This is a genomic window from Marinobacter lipolyticus SM19 (assembly GCF_000397065.2).
Taxonomy (GTDB): domain Bacteria; phylum Pseudomonadota; class Gammaproteobacteria; order Pseudomonadales; family Oleiphilaceae; genus Marinobacter; species Marinobacter lipolyticus.
This window is the reverse complement of the sequence record NZ_KE007317.1, coordinates 437255-455681: the sequence shown is the minus strand read 5'-3', so window position 1 is coordinate 455681 and position 18427 is coordinate 437255. Positions and strand designations below refer to the sequence as shown.

Sequence of the window (18427 nt, the reverse complement as noted above, 5' to 3'; positions counted from 1 at the left end):
CCTTATCACCGGCCGGGCAAGGCTTTATACTCCGCAGCGGACAAACAGATAATCGAACAGGAACCAACAGAATGAAGTTTACCGGTACCGAGAAATACGTAGCTACTGATGACCTGCAGATGGCGGTGAATGCGGCTATCTCGCTGCAACGCCCGTTGCTGATTAAAGGCGAGCCCGGGACCGGCAAAACCCTGCTGGCGGAAGAAATGGCCTCTGCCCTGGGCATGAGACTGATTCCCTGGCACATCAAATCCACCACCAAGGCCCAGCAAGGCCTGTATGAGTACGATGCGGTGTCCCGCCTGCGTGATTCCCAGTTGGGGGATGAGAAGGTGAAGGATATCAGCAATTACATCGTCAAAGGGAAGCTCTGGGAAGCTTTTGAGGCGGACGAGCAAGTGGTGTTGCTGATTGATGAGATCGACAAGGCCGACATTGAGTTCCCGAACGATCTGTTGCTGGAACTTGATCGCATGGAATTCTATGTCTACGAAACTCAGCAGTTCGTGAAGGCGAAACAACGGCCCATCGTGGTGATTACCAGTAATAACGAGAAGGAACTCCCGGACGCTTTCCTGCGCCGCTGTTTCTTCCACTACATCAGCTTCCCGGATCACGACACCATGCAAGACATAGTGGACGTGCACTTCCCCGGGCTGCAGCAGGCCATCGTGCGGGATGCCCTGGAAGTATTCTTCGATGTCCGCAAGGTGCCAGGGCTGAAGAAAAAGCCGTCCACCTCCGAGTTGATCGACTGGCTCAAGCTGCTGATGGCCGATGAATTATCTGCCAAAATGTTACAGGAGAAGGATACCAGCTCTGCCTTGCCGCCATTGTATGGTGCCCTGGTGAAGAACGAGCAGGACGTTCACCTGCTGCAGAAACTGGCCTTCATGGCTCGTCGTCGCAGCTGACATTCAGCAAGAGCTACACCTTATGTTGATTGATTTTTTTCTCGAAGTGCGGCGGGCAAAAGTGCCTGCCAGCCTGCGCGAATTTCTGGACCTGCTGGAGGCCTTGCAAAACCGGCTGGCCTTCGCGGATATGGAAGAATTCTATTACCTGTCACGGTTGTGCCTGGTAAAGGACGAGCGCCACTTCGATAAGTTCGACCGCGCCTTTAAGGCCTACTTCGAGGGGATCGAGAACCTCGAGGACCTGATGGAGATGCTGATTCCCGATGACTGGCTCCGGGCCGAGTTCGAGAAGCATCTCAGCGAGGAGGACAAGGCCAAAATCGATTCCCTTGGCGGTCTTGAAGAACTGATCGAAACCTTCAAGAAGCGCATGGAAGAGCAGCAGGAGCGCCATGCCGGTGGCAACAAGTGGATCGGTACCGGCGGGACATCGCCGTTTGGTGCCGATGGCTATAACCCGGAAGGCTTCCGTATTGGTCAGAAAAACGGTCGTCAGGGCCGGGCCGTGAAGGTCTGGGAAAAGCGCGAATTCAAGGACCTGGATGACAGCATTACGCTGGGTATCCGAAATATCAAAGTAGCGATGCGCCGGCTTCGCAAATTCGCCCGCCAGGGCGCTGCGGACCAGCTGGATATGGACGACACTATCCGTTCCACGGCTCGCAATGCCGGCTACCTTGATCTGAAAATGGTCCCCGAGCGGCATAACGCCGTCAAGGTTTTGATTTTCTTCGATGTTGGTGGCTCCATGGACCCCCATGTTCGTGTCTGCGAAGAGTTATTCTCCGCCGCGCGTATGGAGTTCAAGCATATGGAGTACTTCTACTTCCATAACTTCGTTTATGAGAGTGTGTGGAAGAACAATATCCGCCGCATGAACGAAACCACCAGTACATGGGATATCCTCAACAAATACACGCCGGACTATAAAGTGATCTTCGTGGGGGATGCCACTATGGCCCCCTATGAAATCTCCCATCCCGGTGGTTCGATTGAGCACTGGAACGAGGAAGCAGGATCCACCTGGTTCCAGCGAATCTCCGATCATTTCCGCAAAGTGGTATGGCTGAACCCGCTGCCCGAGAGCTACTGGGGAACCGGCGGATCACTGGGCATGACCAGACAACTGGTTAACGATCATATGTATCCGTTAACCATAGATGGCCTGGAATCGGCCATGAAGCAGTTGAGCAAATAAAAAAAAGCCGATGCGATTGAGAGCATCGGCAAAGCTCGGCATTCCAAACGGGGTTGCTGTCACAGCTTCCCCGCTATTCCCCGGAGCAATTCCGGGGCCACTTGAACTATTTTCAGGTGTTTCAATGACGTAGCCTGCCTTTGACCATTCCCACGAGTACATTCGCCGATCTACTTTGAATATCCGTCAAATAAGTCGACACTTCGAGTTTTCCAATTGGTGATCTGGATACCGTTCTTGGAAGTAACCGGGTGTTACGCTTCTTGTCAGTGTGTAACGGTGCATAACAAGAGGCAGGATGCGTATGTTCGCGGCAGAATCGGTAACAGGCCCGGCTCCGATCAGGAGGCGATACGAACTCACCGCCATCTTTCTGGTCGTTTTCGGCTATACCACCCTGTTTTTTCCCATTCCTGCGGCGGCCGATGAGCTCGATAAGGATATCAGCCAGCTGAGGGCGGATGTTGCCAGCCTGGCGGGTGAGGTTTTCGCGCTTGAAGAAGACATTCTCCATCCCGCCGACAGCCAGGTGACAATATTTTTGACACTTGCCCGAAAAGATGACCTGACGCTGGACTCCGTTGAACTTTATGTTGATGACACCCCGGTTGCTTCCCACCTGTACACCGACAGGGAGTTCGGGGCGCTCCAGCAGGGCGGTGTTCAGCAACTGTATACCGGAAACCTTCCCCATGGTGACCATGTCCTTAAAGCTGTGCTGACAGCCCGCGCCGCGAATGATCGCTACGTCAGGCGTGAGTCGACCCATTCATTCCGCAAGCCGCCAGGGGAGTTGCGTATCCAGATGTCCCTGGAAGTCAGGGCCCCGGATTACGAGCCACGGATGTCTTTCAGGGAATGGAAGTAAGGACCATGTTTGTCAGCTCTGTAGTCTGTTGTTGGCGGGTGTTTGCTCCTCGGGTCAGCTTAGTGATCCTGATTGCGACAACATTGCTATTGTCCGTAACGGTCAGTGCCCGTGCGGACGAAGACCCGGCTATCGGTCTGGCCAGCTTCGCATTGGCTTCAGGATCACCCGAACAGTCACTGTTTTATTCCCGTAATCTGAGTGGGTATCCGGGGACCTGGCTTAGGGCACAGGCGCTGCTGGCATTGGGACAGGTAAATAAGGCGAGACCACTCCTGCAGTACCTGATAGAGGGCGAACACCAACGCGGGGCCGCTGCATTGGCGCTCGCTCGGATCGCGTTGGACGAAGGTGAAGAGATTGAGGCTCGAGAGCGTTTCCAGATCGCAGCCGACGCTGGCTACGGAGAGGTTCGTGAGCAGGCACTCTATGAGTTGGCGGAACTGGCGCGTCGGGCAGGTCACCGTGACATGACGGGGCGAATTTTATCGGGCATGGAGGCCGGTTACTGGGCCGCCCTTGGCTATATGAATCTGGCAGCGGATTACAGTAAACGGGATCTCAATCCGGCTCGGGCATTAGTCGCTCTTCGCGTTGCCCTGGCAATGTCCGAGCATGACACCGTCAGTGAACGCAGCCGTAATCTACGCAGCCAACTCCTGGTGCGTGCCGGTTACTTGTCCTATCAGAATGAAGAGTATGAGAAGGCCATTGATTTTCTTGACCAGGTTTCCCTCGACAGCTACCACACCCCGCGCGCTTTGTATTTTCACGGTTTAGCGTTAACCGCCCGGGATAATCATCGGGCGGCAATGCAATCCTGGCATCGCGCGAAGAAATACCCGCTCGCTTATCCCGGCGTTCAGGAAGCCTGGTTGGGCATGGGCCGGGGCTATGATCTTTCCGGTTACCTTGGACAGGCAGGGGAAGCGTATCTCGCTGCTAACGCGTCTTATGAAGGTGAACGCGTGACGTTACGGAATCTGGCGTCGCAGATTCGACAGGACGGTGCGTGGAAATCGATGGTACAGGATGCCCGGGATTCTGAGGCGCAATGGTTTCTCTCGGATAGCCGCACTCTCACACAACCACGCATGGCTTATCTGTTCAGATTTATGGAAGATCCCGCAGCACAGGATGCGGTGGGCAATGTCTCGGCTTTGGCAAGAGTGGAGGCCCTGTTGGAAGAAAAGGCGAATAATCTGGAGGTTTTCCGGGGTTCCTTGAAAAACAGGCTCGAAACGCCGACCAAGCCGGTAAGTGGTCGTCAAGAATCGCTTTTTGCCGGGCTGGAGACTCTGCGCGCGCGGATAGAGGACTTGAGAGGCAAGGCAGATCGTCCGGACCGGTTAACGACCATCAACCGCTCGGCCAAGTCCATACAGGACATTGAGGCGTCCCTGAGATTGTTGGGAGAAAGGCTGGCAACCCGGGATGCCAGACTTGAACAGCTTCTGCAGAAAACGAACATCGTCCTGAGCAGAATTCAGGTACTCCGGTCACGAGCAGCTTCGTTGCGGGGGCGAGCGGAAAGCAAGCTTGATGACCTGGCGCTGGCATTCGTGAGCAAGCACGATGATCGGATGGCGCATGCGCTGGACAAAACCGAACAGAAGATTGCTCACCTATACGAATATCTCGCCCTCGAAACCCTCGAAAGGGGAGATCAGTAATGAGAATGTCAGCGATGGGTCTTCTGCTGATAGCTTTTTCTATCCCTTCGGCCTACTGCCAGGAATCATTTCGCGTAGAACTGGGTCGCGACGGTGAAACCATCGCGGAATTGCGTCCGGTGTTCATGACGTTTGAGTCCCGTCCGATGCCTGCGATCTCTCCGGCTGAAGTAGTACGCCGATATCAGCGGCTTTTTGACACATCAGAGGAACCGGAGGTGCGGGTTGATGCTCTGAATCGCCTTGCTAATATCCAGCAGGTGTCCGGACAGCTCACCCAGCCTGATGATACGCAAGAGCTAAGGCGATATCGGGAAGCCCTTGGAAGTTATGAATCGATTATCCAGAGTGGTTCTTTCCACGGAAAGCTTGATGAACTGCTGTACCAGATGGCCAAGGCCCATGCCTACGTGGGCCAGGGGGACCAGTCCATTCAGCGGTTAAGGCAACTCGCCGGGTTGTATCCAAAATCACCCCTGGTACCCGAGGCACGCTTCCGGATTGCAGAAGCGGCATTCTCTGCCGGGAATTACACTGACGCAGAACTGGAATACGGCCGCCTGATATCCGGGAGTGGTGGAGATCGCCTGAAGCTCAAAGCCCACTATATGCAGGGGTGGAGTCGGTACAAACAAGGAAAGGATGCATGGCCTCGTGCCGCTGCCAGCTTTATCCGTGTGCTTGATCAACAATTGCCCGATTCTGAGAGTATGGAGCGGGTTTCCGCAAGTGATGTCGAACTGGTTGACGACACACTGAGAGTGATTGCTTTGATGGCCGCTGAATCCGGTGGTGAAAGAGCGTTGACTGCCTGGTTGGGCGGCTTCGGGGAAAAACACTACGATTATCTGTTGGTTGATCGATTGGCTGATCATTACGCCAGCTCTGGCAGGTTTGGCGACAGCGTGTCGGTGAACCAGGCCTACATTGCGGCCCGTCCGGATCATCCTGCCGCGGCTGCGTTCCTTGCTCAGATTATCGACGTATGGATATTGGCCGGGAATAACGATCGGGTGCGCGAAGCATGGGCCGATTATGTGGTTGCGTACGAAAGTGATGACCGGTACGAAGCATTGTCTGCAACCCATCAGGAATTGTGGCGGACCCTGAGCCGTCAGCTGGCGGACTATTATTACGATCAGGGGGAGCGAGCGTCCGGCGATTGGTTCTCCAGAGCCGCAGCTTATTACGAGGGACTCAGCAAGCGAGCCCACGAACCGGGAGACATTCTGGGGCTGGCAGGCGACGCCAGGTTGCAGGCCGGGCATTACCGGGTTGCACTTGAGAACTACCGACAGGCGGCCTACCGCACCGAGGGATACGGCGATGCAGTCGATGCGGGATGGGCCGCAATCAGCCTTCACCGGAATGGTCTGGACAGCCGAACAACGTTTGAAACCCGTTTGCAGGATTTGTCATCGGAAGTGGACCGGTTTGCCGAGCGATTTCCGGGTGATCCCCGCCTGTCCGGGTTGGATGCCGATATCGCCAATCGCTGGTTGGAGCATCGGGCGTATACCGAGGCCCGTCGATTCGCCGAGCGCGTCCATGCCCATAATTCCGCAAGACCAGATGAGCGCTACAGTGCGTGGCTGGCGCTTGGTGAGGTCCATACGGCAACCGGTGACCATGTCCTGGCTGAGCACGCGTGGCGCAACGCAGCTGCGCTGATAAGCGAGCACAGCCTTGCCGGGGTTGACGTAGCCCAAGCCCATGAGGTCCGGCTGCAACTGGCCCGTGCGGTATATCGGCAAGGCGAGGCCGCTCAGCAGACCGGCGACACCCATGTTGCCGTGGGGCATTTCCAGCGGGTGGGCTCGGTGCTTCCTGGTTCGGAGATTGCCATCAAAGGTCGCTACGATGCCGCCAATAGCCTGTTGTTGGCAGAACGTTGGCAGGCGGCCATTGGTGAACTGAACCGATTCCGCGCTGATTATCCTGAACACAGCCTGACGGCGGGTATCAGCGACAAACTGGTTCTGGCCTACACGCGTTCAGATCAGCCTGTACGGGCTGCGTCGGAACTGATTGGGAACTCCGCACAAACAGGGGCTCATTGGCCTCGAAAACTGCGTGCTGCAGAACTGTTTCATCAGGGCGATGCCATTGATCGTCGTAATAGTATTTACCAGCAATTCCTTAACGAGCCCCATGAGCCCGTCAGCGCCGCTGAGCACATCCAGGCCCAAACCATGCGCCAGCGACTTGTGAAATCGGGTGTGTCCCCCGATCACTTTCGGGAACAGCTGGTGAGCACCGAACTCTCCAGTCAATGGCATTCTCCTGACACCCTGAAATGGTCCGCCAGTGCAGCTATGGCTTTGGGGCGCATGAGTGTCAGGAAATTTGAGGCGATAGCACTGCAATATCCCCTGGCAGAGTCGCTGGCACGAAAACAGGCAGCGCTTGAGAAGGCAACGCAGCGGTTTGCAGAGGCGATCCGGCTGGATGCGCAAACCGTTCAGTCCGAAGCGTTGTTCCGGCGGGCTGAGCTCTATCGGATGCTGGCAGCGGACCTGATGGCGTCCGAGGTGCCGGACGAACTGAACGATCTTGAGCGTGCACAGTACCAAATGCTCCTTGAGGAAGAGGCTTATCCCTTCGAAGAGAAAGCCATCCGACTGCACGCGCGCAATCATGAGCTGCTGGCAGAAGGGGAGTACACCGAGTGGGTCGGTAAGAGCCTGGAAGTTCTTGCTGAGCTGTTTCCGGGACGCTACGACCGGGATGTGCGTTGGATGACGTGGAATGAGGAGTCCAGTGATGATGCCTGAGTACCGGGTGTTGGTAATGCTGGTTGTGCTCGGTGTCCTGGGCGGTTGTGCTGGCCGACCGGCCCCCGACCAGAGCCGTGGGGAAGGCAGGGTGGAGCCTGTCACCAGGGAGGATGTGGTGCAGATCAACAACCAGGCGCTGTCACTTAAGGAGCAGAGCAGATTTCGCGAAGCCGCAACGTTACTGCGTTCCGTTATTGAATCAGCCCCGGACACACCCGAGTTGCATTACAACCTCGCCGTCATTTCTGAACTCTACCTGTTGGACCTCGAAGCCGCGCTGGTTCACTACCGCCAATATCGCGAGCTGTCCAGCAGCGAGGATAAACGGGTGGCCGGATGGATAGCGGACCTGGAACGGAGGCTGCAGTAAATGCTTAATCGTATCTGTCTTGTTGCGCTGGCAGGACTGACAATCATGGCCGGCGGACAAGCCGTAGCAGGCGACGCCGCCGCGAACCGCTCTGGCGACTCTCCGCCTGTCGAACTGAGAGTGGAAGGCATTACCGCCCATTCGGCCGATGATGATCCCGGTGTGCTGTACATCCTCCCGTGGCAGCCGCCGACCTTGCCGCGTCGGCCCCGGGCAAGGCTGGATGACAGTGCCCCCGATTTGCTTGAACCCCAGGATCCGATGGCCCTTGAGCGCCACCGGATATTTCGTGAAACCCTGAATCCGTCACCGGATTCTTACCTGTCTGTGCAGTAACTGCAGGAGTCTGATTATGCTGGAAACCGTCATTCGCTTTTTTCAGGAAGGTGGTCCGTTCATGTATCCCATCGCCGTGGTACTGGTTATAGGCCTGGCCATTACCCTGGAACGATTTGTCTATCTGGGGGCTGTGCGCCGTCGTAATCGGCTGGCGTTTGAGCGAGGGATATTGCCGTTGCTGCAGAAACGGGATTATCAACGAGCCATGAAAGCCGCTAACAGTTCAGACAGCGCCATCGCGTCCATCATGGGGGCCGGAATAGGGCGGTTGCTTAACAATCATCGGCGGGAAGAGATCGAGTACGCCATGGAAGAAGGTCTGATGGAGGTGCTGCCTAGACTGGAGAAACGTACCCAATACCTGGCGACGCTGGCAAATATCGCAACCCTGATGGGCCTGCTCGGAACCATCATTGGTTTGATCTCCGCTTTCACCGCCGTTGCCGCTGCTGATCCGGCCCAGAAGGCGACCCTGTTGTCTGAAAGCATCTCCGTGGCCATGAATACCACCGCCTTCGGCCTGATGTCGGCCATCCCCATGCTCATGTTTCATGCGCTGTTGCAGACCCGGACCAACGAAATCGTCGACAGTTTCGAGATGGCGGGCGTGAAGTTGCTCAACATCATTTCAGATCAGGGCGCCGGTCAATCCGCTGCCTGAACCGGGGTTCGCAGTATGAGACGCAGACATCGCCGGGCCGCGAGTAGTCCGGAACTGGACATCACCGCCTTTCTCAACCTGATGATTGTACTGGTCCCGGTCTTGTTGCTGGGCATGGTGTTCAGTCAGATCCGGACCATTGAGTTGCAATTCCCGGGTATGGAATCCGGTGAAGCGCCGTCCGCCGAACAGTTGCGGCTGGTGGTCACCATTATCCCGGGCGGCATCGAAGTCTCCGATAGTGAGCGTGGCGTTATTCGCACCTTACCGTTGCGGGAAGGCGAACAGGACTTTGCCGGCTTGCTTGAAACCCTTAAAAGTATCAAGGCCCGAGTGCCGGACAAGACGGATGTGGTACTCGAAGTCGGGCCGGAGATTGACTACCAGACCCTGGTAACCGCGATGGATACCGTGCGCTCCTATCCGGCGGTTGTTGCCGCCAGCAAGATAGAAGCGGAACTGTTTCCCGATGTAGCCCTGGCGGACGCGATGGAGGGCACATGAAAACCTCCCGTCGTGCTAGCCGCATGCAGCGGCATTACCGGCGTATGCATCGCGCCGGAGGGCTGAACCTGGTGTCGTTGATGGATATCTTTACCATCCTGGTGTTTTTCCTGATGGTTAATTCCTCTGATGTAAAGGTGATGCAGAACACTGCGGACGTGCCACTGCCGTTTTCTTCTGCAAAGCAGGAAGCGGAAGAAACCCTCACGGTCCAGATCAGCGGTCAGTCCGTACTGGTACAGGGTCGGGAGGTTGCCCGCCTGGACAGTATTGCTGAGGAAGACGCCATGGTGCCGGGGCTGGCTGATGCGTTGGCCTGGCGCAGCGAGCGTCGGGGCGCTGTTCCGGAGGAGGGCTTTGAAGTCACCATCATGGCCAGCCGCGACGTCAGTTATCGGCTACTGCGTAAAATCATGCAGACGTGCGTTGACCAGCAGTACCGTCGGGTAAGGCTTGCAGTTGAATCCTTAGGGGAGGTTCGTAATGGCTGAACCTTCAGGCTACCGGACGGGGTTGCCGTGGTCGTCTGCAAAGGGGGAAAACGGTCGCTTCGGTTTGATTCTGCTATTCACCGTTGCACTGTTTCTCCCGCCGGCGATATGGATTCCTGGTCTGGAGTTGCCGGAGCCAGAGCGCAGTGAGAATGAAGATGAGCCCCCGCGGCTGGCAAAACTGATTGAGCAACGGAAGCCCCCGAAGCCCGTCGTTGCCCCGGATCCGAAGCCAAAACCTGAAATTGAACAGGACACAATGGCTGACGTCCCAATCCCGGAAAAGCAGACACCGGTACGCCAGCGATCGGCGTCAGATCCAATGCCGGAACCCACCCAGCAAACCGTGGACCAAGCCAGGGAAAAGGCATCGCGTTCCGGGTTGCTGGCCATGAAAGCCCAGTTGGCGACGCTCCGGTCATCCGAGTCGGAACCTGGCCAACAGCTGGTTGCCAATATTTCTGACACTATCCCGGATCGTACGCGAGGGATTGAGGAATCGGCTGAGGTCCTGCGCGGCAGTGGCGGGGTTACGAGCGAGCGTGGCCCGAAAAAACACGTGAACGTTGCAGACCACAAGGTACGCGAGGTGACGGTAGCCCCTGAGCCTGTACCGGAGGCGGTCGCCAAACCCGATGCTGGGCCGGCACAACGAGGGATGAGCAACATCCGAAAGGTGTTTGACACCCAGAAAACCGCGCTTTATTCCCTGTACCGTCGGGAACTGAGGCAGGATCCCACCCTTGAGGGCAAAGTGTTGCTGGAGCTGGTGATTGAGCCGGACGGCTCGGTTTCCCGTTGCGAAGTGGTCAGTTCCGAGCTGGATAACCCGGAACTGGAGCGTCGAATAGCCACGCGGGTTCAGCTGTTTAATTTCGGGGCCGACGAGGTGGAGGCCCGAAAGGTGAAGTTTCCAATCGATTTCCTGCCGGGGTGATCAGTGCTCGATGGTTATTTTCGGCATGCGGGGTTTCTCAAGTGACAGTTTCTGGGTTGGGGCGATCACCTTTGCCTCTCCACTGACCACCTTTTCATCCCTCTGGTTGCGAACGTCGCAATCGAACACGACCCGGTTTTTAGGCTCTTTTTTCACCACGGTCAGTTTAACCGTCAGGGTATCGTCCAGCTTGACCGGTCGTTTGAAGGACAAGCTTTGTTCCAGATAGATCGTTCCCGGCCCGGGCATCACGGTTGCGAGTGCTGCGGAAATAAGGGAGCCGCTCCACATGCCGTGTGCAATGCGTTCCTTGAACATCGAGCTGGCAGCAAACTCGGAGTCCAGGTGTACCGGGTTCACGTCACCGGATACCGCCGCGAACAGGACCAACTCGTCCTCGGTCAGTGTGCGGCTGAAGGTGGCGGAGTCACCTTCCTTGAGTTCGTCGTAGGTGAAATTTTCAAGAGTATCCGGCGTTTCACTCATGGTTTGCTCCACGGATTTGTTGATTCAAAGAGGGAAGAACACGTGTGCTCTGAAAACTACCTCATCGTTCACAAAACTGCTATTCTCTCACCCTTATTTTTCGGCTGATACTTTTGTCGGGTTGATTTTTTGATCACATTGACACTGGTAAATCATTATAAACACAAGCGCCAAACAGGAGATGGTGATGGATTTCGAGCAGTTCTATCAGGACAAATACCCCGCTGGTGTACCCCGCGAGGTTGATCTGAACAAATACAAAAGCATGGTTGATGTATTTGAGCAGGCCGTGAAGAAATACGCGGATCGGCCCGCATTCAGTGCTGTTGGCGCCACTCTGACCTATCGTGATCTCGACACCCAGAGCCGTAACTTTGCAGCCTGGTTGCAGAACAAGACCGATCTCAAGCCGGGCGACCGCATCGCTGTGCAGATGCCCAACGTCAGTCAATACCCGGTGGTGGTATTTGGTGCCATGCGTGCCGGACTGATCGTGGTGAACACTAACCCGCTGTATACCACTCGGGAAATGGAACACCAGTTCAACGATTCCGGGGCCAAGGCTTTGGTGGTTCTTGCCAACATGGCGGAAAACGCCGAGAAAGTGTTGCCGCAGACCGGTATTGAACATGTCATTGTGACTGAAATTGCCGACATGCACTCGCCGATCAAGCGGACGCTGATGAATGCGGTAATCAAGCACGTCAAGAAGATGGTACCGCCGTTCAATTTGCCCCAGGCCCACAAGCTGCCAGCGGTCCTGAGTGCCGGTGCCAGGGAAAAGTTCACCCCGGTTGAATGCAAGCAGGATGACATTGCGGTGTTGCAGTACACTGGCGGCACCACGGGCGTAGCCAAGGGTGCCATGCTGACTCACGGCAACCTGGTGGCCAACCTGCTGCAGACCCGCCCGATGATGGAAGACATCGTGGTGGAAGGCCAGGAAGTGGTCATTGCACCGCTGCCCCTCTATCACATCTATTCCTTTACTTTGAACTGCGGAATCATGCTGGAAGCGGGTGCACACAACGTGCTGATCCCGAATCCCCGCGACATTCCGGGCTTCGTGAAAGAATTGAAGAACCACAAGTTTACCGCCTTCCTGGGACTGAACACCCTGTTTGTGGCTCTGTGCAACAATGAGGAGTTCAAAGCCCTGGATTTCAGCGGTCTGAAACTGACGTCTTCCGGTGGTATGGCGCTGACCAGCGACACAGCCAAGATGTGGCAGCGTGTCACGGGCTGTGAAATCAGTGAGGGCTATGGCATGACCGAGACATCACCGGTCGTGACGTTCAATCCTCACAGCGCTATCCAGCTGGGTACCATTGGTCTTCCGATTCCATCAACGATGATCAAAACCGTCGACGAGGAAGGAAACGAAACCGCGCTGGGCGAGCCCGGTGAACTTTGCGTCAAGGGCCCGCAGGTTATGCGTGGGTACTGGCAGCGCCCGGAAGATACCCAGAAGTCCTTCACCGAGGACGGCTACCTCAAGACCGGTGACGTGGCCCTGATTCAGGAAGACGGTTATATCCGCATCGTGGACCGTAAAAAGGATATGATCATTGTGTCCGGCTTCAACGTTTTCCCGAACGAGATCGAGGATGTGGTAAGCAGTCATCCCAAGGTGGTTGAGTGCGCCGCTGTCGGTATTCCGGACGCCAAGAGCGGCGAAGCCGTCAAGGTATACCTGGTAGCGACAGCCGAAGGTGTTTCCGAAAACGAATTGAAAGAGTTCTGTCGTGAGCGCCTGACCGCCTATAAGGTACCGAAGAACTTCGAATTCCGGGAAGAACTGCCCAAGACAAATGTGGGCAAGATCCTGCGTCGCGAACTGCGTGACGAAGCGAACGCTTGATCAAGATTGTGAGTAAAATCCGTTAAGAGCCTGAGTTCCCGGGCTCTACGGTTCAAAAACCCCGCTTTGGCGGGGTTTTTCCGTTTAACAGGCCGTCAGTTCCCGTTAGACTGGCGCCAATTTCCTTTGATCTACATCGAAACTGGTGAATCCTGTTCATGTCCCGGACCCCGTCGCAAACATCATCTGCCGCACCGGATAATGCTTCCACTCCGGACATCTCTTCCAAACCGGACAATAAGGCCGCCGTCAAGGCCATCATGGAGCAGTTGGATACGTGCAACCAGCAGGAAGCCGCTCGTATCCACAAGCTGTTGGCGCGGAAGAAAGGGAAGCCAGGGCCTAAAGACCTGGAGAAAATGGCGGGCTGGCTTGATCGTGGTCTGGCTCGGGTGCAACAACGCCAGGCGCTACACAAACCCGCGACGTTCCCCCCGGATTTACCGGTATCAGACCGGGTAGATGACATCCGTGAAGCGATAGATAAACACCAGGTCGTGATCATTGCCGGCGAAACAGGCTCCGGTAAAACCACCCAGATCCCCAAGATCTGCCTGAACGGCGGCCGTGGCATTCGTGGGCTGATTGGTCATACCCAGCCGCGGCGAATTGCGGCCCGCAGTGTGGCCGGACGAATTGCCGAGGAATTGGGGGAGCAGACTGGCCAGCAGGTGGGGTATCAGGTTCGTTTCACCGATAACACCTCCGAGCAGTCCCGCGTCAAGGTTATGACCGATGGCATCCTGCTGGCGGAAGTCCAGCACGACCGTTTCCTTGATCGCTACGACACCCTGATCATCGACGAGGCCCATGAACGTAGCCTCAACATCGACTTTCTGCTGGGGTATCTACGTCAGTTGCTGCCCAAGCGGCCGGACCTGAAGGTCATCATTACGTCGGCTACCATCGAGGTTGAGCGTTTCAGCCATTTCTTTGGCAACGCGCCCGTCATCGAGGTCAGCGGCCGCACTTATCCGGTGGATGTTCGTTATCGCCCCCTGGTGGGTGATGAGGATGATCGCGACCAGAGCTGGACGGATGGAGTGATCAGTGCCCTTGAGGAAATCGAGCAGCACGAACGCCAGGAGAAAAAACCACCGGGAGATGTTCTGGTATTCCTGCCTGGTGAGCGCGAAATTCGCAACCTGAGCAAAGTACTCCGCCATGTGGATCTCAGGCATACCGAGGTGCTGCCGCTGTATTCCCGTCTGAGCAACCAGGAGCAGAATCGCGTCTTCCAGGGCCATCGGGGGCGGCGCATTGTGTTGTCCACCAACGTGGCGGAAACGTCCCTGACGGTACCCGGTATCCGCTATGTCATTGACACTGGGGTGGCTAGGATCAGTCGCTACAGTGTTCGCTCAAAGATTCAGCGCCTGCCCATTGAACCCGTTTCCCAGGCCAGCGCCAACCAGCGGGCAGGGCGCTGTGGCCGTGTAGCTCCGGGTATCTGCTTCCGGTTGTATGACGGGACGGATTTCATCAACCGTCCGGAATACACCGATCCCGAAATCCTGCGCACCAACCTGGCCTCCGTCATACTGCAAATGGCAACGTCCGGACTCGGGGAAATCCGCCATTTCCCGTTTCTGGAGGCGCCGGACCGGCGGTTGATCAATGACGGCTACAAACTGCTCGAAGAGCTGGGTGCTGTCGATGACAAGCGACGGGTGACCTCCCTGGGACGCACCATGTCGCGTTTACCGCTGGATCCGCGGCTGGCGCGGATGCTGGTTACCGCGGCCGAGCAGGGCAGTCTCGCGGAAACCCTGGTGATCATCGCGGGCCTGAGTATTCAGGATCCCCGGGAACGCCCGCAGGAAAAACAGCAGGCAGCAGACCAGGCTCACGCGCCGTTCAACGATAAGGAATCAGACTTTGCCAGCCTGTTGAACCTGTGGAACTTTTATGAAGAGCAGCGGCAGGAAATGTCCCAGAACCAGCTCAAGAAGGTGTGCCAGAAGACTTTTTTGTCCTGGCTGCGCATGCGGGAATGGCGGGACATTCACCGGCAACTTACCCTGATTTGCCGCGAGCAGAAGCTGGCTTTCAACACCGAGCCTGCGTCTTATGAGTCCCTTCACAAAGCCATACTGGCAGGCCTTTTGGGGCAAGTAGCGGTCAAGGTGGAGAAACGTGAGTACCTCGCCACCCGTAACCGTAAGGTCACCCTGTTCCCTGGTTCCAAGGTGTCAAAAAGTGCGCCCAAATGGATCGTGGCGGCGGAAATCGTCGAAACCAGCCGGGTCTTCGCGCGTATGGTGGCGGCAATTCAGCCGGAATGGATCGAGCCCCTGGCCGGGCATGTGGTGAAGCACCACTATTTTGAGCCTCACTGGGAGCAAAAGCGTGCTCAGGTCATGGGCTATGAAAAAGTCACTCTGTATGGCCTTGATGTGGTGCCGCGCCGGCGGATCCCATACAGCAAGGTAGATCCGAAAGAATGTCGGGAGCTGTTTATCCGGCGCGCACTGGTGGAAGGTGACTATCGATCCCGCGCACCATTCATTGAGCGCAATCGCGAGTTGCTGGACACCGTGGAGAATCTGGAAAAGAAGACCCGACGTCGTGACCTGTTGGTGGATGATGAAGCGCTGGTGGCGTTCTACGACCAGCGTTTGCCGGAAGACATTGTCAGTGGTCGCCATTTCGAAAGCTGGTGGAAGAGTCTCAGCGCCGAAGGCCTGAAAAACATGGAGCTGACCGAGCAGGACATTCTTCAGCGGCCGGTGGATGAGCAGGCGGACTCGTTGTACCCGGATTATCTCGAGTGGGAAGGCGTACAGTATCCTCTGAGCTACGAATTCGAGCCCACGAGCGAAAGGGACGGGGTCACTCTTCAGGTACCCCTGATGGCCCTGAGGCAGATTCCAGCACGAAGGCTTGAATGGCTGGTGCCGGGACTGCTGCGGGAAAAGTGCATCGCCCTGGTCAAAGGACTTCCCAAGGCACTGCGCCGGAATTTTGTGCCGGTACCGGATTTTGTAGATGCTGCCCTGGAGAATATGCAACCGTCCAATCAACCCCTGGCGATTCAGCTCGGAGAGCAGTTGCGTCGAATGACCGGGGTACGGATTGATCCCGACGCCTGGCCGGAGGACGAGCTGCCCCGACACCTGCGGATGAACGTCCGCGTGATGGGGGACGGCGGAAAGGTGATGGCTGAGGGGCGGGAAACCTCGGCGCTGCAGGACCAGCTTGAAGGCAAGGCCGAGGCGGCCCTGGCCTCCGCTGCCCAGGCACCTGATGACTCCCGACCGGAGCAGGAGTATGTCGACTGGGATTTCGGGGCGCTTCCGGAATCGGTGCTGACCGAAAAAGGCGGTATGCAAGTAACGGTCTATCCAGCGCTGGAAGACCTCGGTAAAGCCGTAAAGCAGACCCGATATCTGGACCAGTTAACGGCAGAGGACGCCACCCGCAAGGCGGTGGCGAGGCTGATGCTCAACCGGTTTGGCAACACGCTGGATGATCTCGAGCGCAAACTACCTCATTTCAAGGCATCAGCCCTGATGTTCGCCCCCGTCGGGCAGACTAGGGTGCTGCTGGATGATCTACTGGTGGCGACTGCCATGGAGCACTTTCTGTCGGACGGATTGCCCCGTGACCGGCAAAAGTTCGAGACCATTTTCGACGGCGGTCGGGGTGATTTCATTCCGGCGCTGGAACAGGCGGACGAGCGACTGCACCAGGCGATGAAAGGCTACCATGCCGTGGCCAAACAGCTGAAAGGCAAGATCAGCCTGGCACAGGCAAACAGCATGGCCGACCTGAAATTCCAGCTTCAGCATCTCGTCTACCCGGGTTTCCTTGTCGCTACGCCGACCCAGTGGCTGGAACAGTTTGGTCGCTACTTTGAGGCCGCTGCAATCCGGTTCGAGAAAATGCCGCGGGAAATGGGGCGTGAACGGGAATTTCTCCACACAATTGAGCCGCTCTGGTCGCGCTATGCCAGCAAACTGGAGGAGCAGCAGCGTCAGGGAGTGCGGGATCCGGAACTGGTTCTGTATCGATGGATGCTGGAGGAGTTTCGGGTGTCCTTCTTTGCCCAGCAATTGGGCACAGTCATGCCGGTATCTGTCAAACGGCTTGATCGCCAGTGGGCAAATACCCGTGTATGAGGCCTCCATAGGCGCAAGCAAATTGTCAGGACTGTGTTACTATTTGGTGCATAAGCGGAACGTTCTTTCATTTGTTTTCACTACCATGACGTGGGGTTAGCGTGATTAAAGCCGTCATCAGCGGAACCGGTCTGTATACACCGCCTGCAACCATCGACAACGACGAACTGGTGGAGGCGTTCAACGCCTTCGTTGAGATCCATAACGGACAGCATGCCGACGAGATCGCCCGTGGCGATATGGAAGCTCTGCAGCCTTCCTCCTCCAGTTTCATTGAAAAGGCATCCGGCATTAAACGCCGTCACGTGATCGACAAGAGCGGCATTCTCGATCCGGAGCGAATGGCACCGCATATTCCCGAGCGAGGGAATGATGAGCCTTCCGTGCAGTGTGATATGGCGGTTGCCGCCTGTAAGGAGGCCCTGGCGCAGGCTGGCAAAACCGCAGCGGATGTGGATGCGGTTATCGTTGCCTGTTCCAATATGCAGCGCCCTTATCCGGCTATTTCTGTTGAAGTCCAGGACGCCCTTGGCGTTGATGGGTTTGCCTATGACATGAACGTGGCCTGCAGTTCAGCCACATTTGGCCTGCAGGCGGCGGTCAATTCCGTCGAAAACGGCAGTGCCCGTTCGGTGCTGGTGGTCAGCCCTGAAATCTGTTCCGGCCATCTGAACTTCCGCGACCGCGACAGCCATTTCATTTTCGGCGATGCCTGCACTGCGATCCTGGTTGAGCGTGAAGAAGATACGGCTTCGGGACAGGGGTTCGAAATTCTTGGCACCAGTCTCAAGACCAAGTTCTCCAACAACATCCGTAATAACTTTGGTTTCCTGAACCGGGGAGATGAGGCTGGCATTGGTAAGCCCGATAAGTTGTTCGTACAGCAGGGGCGAAAGGTCTTCAAGGAAGTGTCTCCACTGGTTGCGGAAACGATCCTGAATCAGCTCAAGGGGCTGTCACTGGCGGCAGATGACTTGCGTCGCATGTGGCTGCACCAGGCCAACCTGAACATGAATCAGTTGATTGCGCGAAAGGTGCTGGGCCGTGACGCGGATACCGATGAAGCTCCGGTCATACTCGATGAGTACGCCAACACCAGTTCCGCAGGTTCCATCATTGCTTTCCATAAACACAAGGATGACCTGAAGTCCGGTGACCTGGGCGTGATCTGCTCCTTCGGCGCGGGTTACTCAATCGGCAGCGTGGTGGTACGCCGCCGATAGT

General features: G+C 56.5%; 15 protein-coding genes. 14 read left to right on the top strand and 1 reads right to left on the bottom strand.

The window, feature by feature from the left end:
* Nucleotides 1-71 precede the first annotated feature (71 nt).
* The 11 genes from MARLIPOL_RS08455 (at nt 72) to MARLIPOL_RS08405 (ending at nt 10735) form a co-directional block, all read left to right on the top strand.
* The gene (locus MARLIPOL_RS08455) at nt 72-914 is read left to right on the top strand and encodes an AAA family ATPase (protein WP_012137638.1); all 843 of its coding nucleotides are present in this window, start codon (nt 72-74) and stop codon (nt 912-914) included.
* A gap of 22 nt (nt 915-936) precedes the next feature.
* Nucleotides 937-2115: a vWA domain-containing protein gene (locus MARLIPOL_RS08450; RefSeq protein WP_012137637.1), complete on the top strand. Its 1179-nt coding sequence runs from the start codon at nt 937-939 to the stop codon at nt 2113-2115.
* Nucleotides 2116-2413: 298 nt separating this feature from the next.
* Nucleotides 2414-2983: an AraC family transcriptional regulator gene (locus MARLIPOL_RS08445; protein WP_228677596.1), complete on the top strand. Its 570-nt coding sequence runs from the start codon at nt 2414-2416 to the stop codon at nt 2981-2983.
* Nucleotides 2984-3045: 62 nt separating this feature from the next.
* On the top strand, nt 3046-4656 hold the full coding sequence (locus tag MARLIPOL_RS08440) for a Rossmann-fold NAD(P)-binding domain-containing protein (RefSeq protein WP_145768761.1): 1611 nt from the start codon (nt 3046-3048) through the stop codon (nt 4654-4656).
* Complete coding sequence (locus MARLIPOL_RS08435) at nt 4656-7430, top strand: outer membrane protein assembly factor BamD (RefSeq protein WP_012137634.1); 2775 nt, start codon at nt 4656-4658, stop codon at nt 7428-7430. Before MARLIPOL_RS08440 ends, MARLIPOL_RS08435 begins: the two co-directional genes overlap by 1 nt.
* Nucleotides 7420-7803, top strand: a complete 384-nt coding sequence (locus MARLIPOL_RS08430; protein WP_012137633.1) for a tetratricopeptide repeat protein — start codon at nt 7420-7422, stop codon at nt 7801-7803. Before MARLIPOL_RS08435 ends, MARLIPOL_RS08430 begins: the two co-directional genes overlap by 11 nt.
* On the top strand, nt 7804-8139 hold the full coding sequence (locus tag MARLIPOL_RS08425; protein ID WP_012137632.1) for a hypothetical protein: 336 nt from the start codon (nt 7804-7806) through the stop codon (nt 8137-8139).
* A 16-nt stretch (nt 8140-8155) separates the two neighbouring features.
* Nucleotides 8156-8803 carry a MotA/TolQ/ExbB proton channel family protein gene (locus MARLIPOL_RS08420; protein ID WP_012137631.1) on the top strand — a complete coding sequence of 216 codons (648 nt, stop codon included), beginning with the start codon at nt 8156-8158 and terminating at the stop codon, nt 8801-8803.
* A 15-nt stretch (nt 8804-8818) separates the two neighbouring features.
* Nucleotides 8819-9307 carry a biopolymer transporter ExbD gene (locus MARLIPOL_RS08415; protein ID WP_012137630.1) on the top strand — a complete coding sequence of 163 codons (489 nt, stop codon included), beginning with the start codon at nt 8819-8821 and terminating at the stop codon, nt 9305-9307.
* Complete coding sequence (locus tag MARLIPOL_RS08410) at nt 9304-9798, top strand: ExbD/TolR family protein (RefSeq protein WP_012137629.1); 495 nt, start codon at nt 9304-9306, stop codon at nt 9796-9798. Before MARLIPOL_RS08415 ends, MARLIPOL_RS08410 begins: the two co-directional genes overlap by 4 nt.
* Entirely contained in the window at nt 9791-10735 is a 945-nt protein-coding gene (locus tag MARLIPOL_RS08405) for an AgmX/PglI C-terminal domain-containing protein (protein WP_012137628.1), read from the top strand. Before MARLIPOL_RS08410 ends, MARLIPOL_RS08405 begins: the two co-directional genes overlap by 8 nt.
* On the opposite strand, the gene MARLIPOL_RS08400 is transcribed toward MARLIPOL_RS08405, so the two are convergent.
* Nucleotides 10736-11221, bottom strand: coding sequence for a MaoC/PaaZ C-terminal domain-containing protein (locus tag MARLIPOL_RS08400; protein ID WP_012137627.1), 486 nt, complete (start codon nt 11219-11221; stop codon nt 10736-10738).
* A gap of 187 nt (nt 11222-11408) precedes the next feature.
* Here MARLIPOL_RS08400 and MARLIPOL_RS08395 point away from each other — a divergent pair, with 187 nt between their 5' ends.
* The 3 genes from MARLIPOL_RS08395 to MARLIPOL_RS08385 all read left to right on the top strand — a co-directional run bounded on the left by MARLIPOL_RS08395 (nt 11409) and on the right by MARLIPOL_RS08385 (nt 18426).
* A complete protein-coding gene (locus MARLIPOL_RS08395) occupies nt 11409-13082 on the top strand; it encodes a long-chain-fatty-acid--CoA ligase (RefSeq protein ID WP_012137626.1) in 1674 nt (557 codons plus the stop codon).
* 260 nt (nt 13083-13342) lie between these two features.
* Complete coding sequence (hrpA, locus tag MARLIPOL_RS08390; RefSeq protein ID WP_228677605.1) at nt 13343-17203, top strand: ATP-dependent RNA helicase HrpA; 3861 nt, start codon at nt 13343-13345, stop codon at nt 17201-17203.
* Nucleotides 17204-17304: 101 nt separating this feature from the next.
* The gene (locus tag MARLIPOL_RS08385) at nt 17305-18426 is read left to right on the top strand and encodes a beta-ketoacyl-ACP synthase III (protein WP_012137624.1); all 1122 of its coding nucleotides are present in this window, start codon (nt 17305-17307) and stop codon (nt 18424-18426) included.
* The last annotated feature ends 1 nt before the right edge of the window (nt 18427 follow it).

Coding starts and splice junctions, on each gene's coding strand:
- MARLIPOL_RS08405 (WP_012137628.1), top strand. CDS start 9,791: ATGGCTGAACCTTCAGGCTACCGGACGGGGTTGCCGTGGTCGTCTGCA.
- MARLIPOL_RS08445 (WP_228677596.1), top strand. CDS start 2,414: ATGCGTATGTTCGCGGCAGAATCGGTAACAGGCCCGGCTCCGATCAGG.
- MARLIPOL_RS08415 (WP_012137630.1), top strand. CDS start 8,819: ATGAGACGCAGACATCGCCGGGCCGCGAGTAGTCCGGAACTGGACATC.
- MARLIPOL_RS08450 (WP_012137637.1), top strand. CDS start 937: ATGTTGATTGATTTTTTTCTCGAAGTGCGGCGGGCAAAAGTGCCTGCC.
- MARLIPOL_RS08395 (WP_012137626.1), top strand. CDS start 11,409: ATGGATTTCGAGCAGTTCTATCAGGACAAATACCCCGCTGGTGTACCC.
- MARLIPOL_RS08430 (WP_012137633.1), top strand. CDS start 7,420: ATGATGCCTGAGTACCGGGTGTTGGTAATGCTGGTTGTGCTCGGTGTC.
- MARLIPOL_RS08435 (WP_012137634.1), top strand. CDS start 4,656: ATGAGAATGTCAGCGATGGGTCTTCTGCTGATAGCTTTTTCTATCCCT.
- MARLIPOL_RS08425 (WP_012137632.1), top strand. CDS start 7,804: ATGCTTAATCGTATCTGTCTTGTTGCGCTGGCAGGACTGACAATCATG.
- MARLIPOL_RS08400 (WP_012137627.1), bottom strand. CDS start 11,221: ATGAGTGAAACGCCGGATACTCTTGAAAATTTCACCTACGACGAACTC.
- MARLIPOL_RS08455 (WP_012137638.1), top strand. CDS start 72: ATGAAGTTTACCGGTACCGAGAAATACGTAGCTACTGATGACCTGCAG.
- hrpA (WP_228677605.1), top strand. CDS start 13,343: ATGGAGCAGTTGGATACGTGCAACCAGCAGGAAGCCGCTCGTATCCAC.
- MARLIPOL_RS08420 (WP_012137631.1), top strand. CDS start 8,156: ATGCTGGAAACCGTCATTCGCTTTTTTCAGGAAGGTGGTCCGTTCATG.
- MARLIPOL_RS08410 (WP_012137629.1), top strand. CDS start 9,304: ATGAAAACCTCCCGTCGTGCTAGCCGCATGCAGCGGCATTACCGGCGT.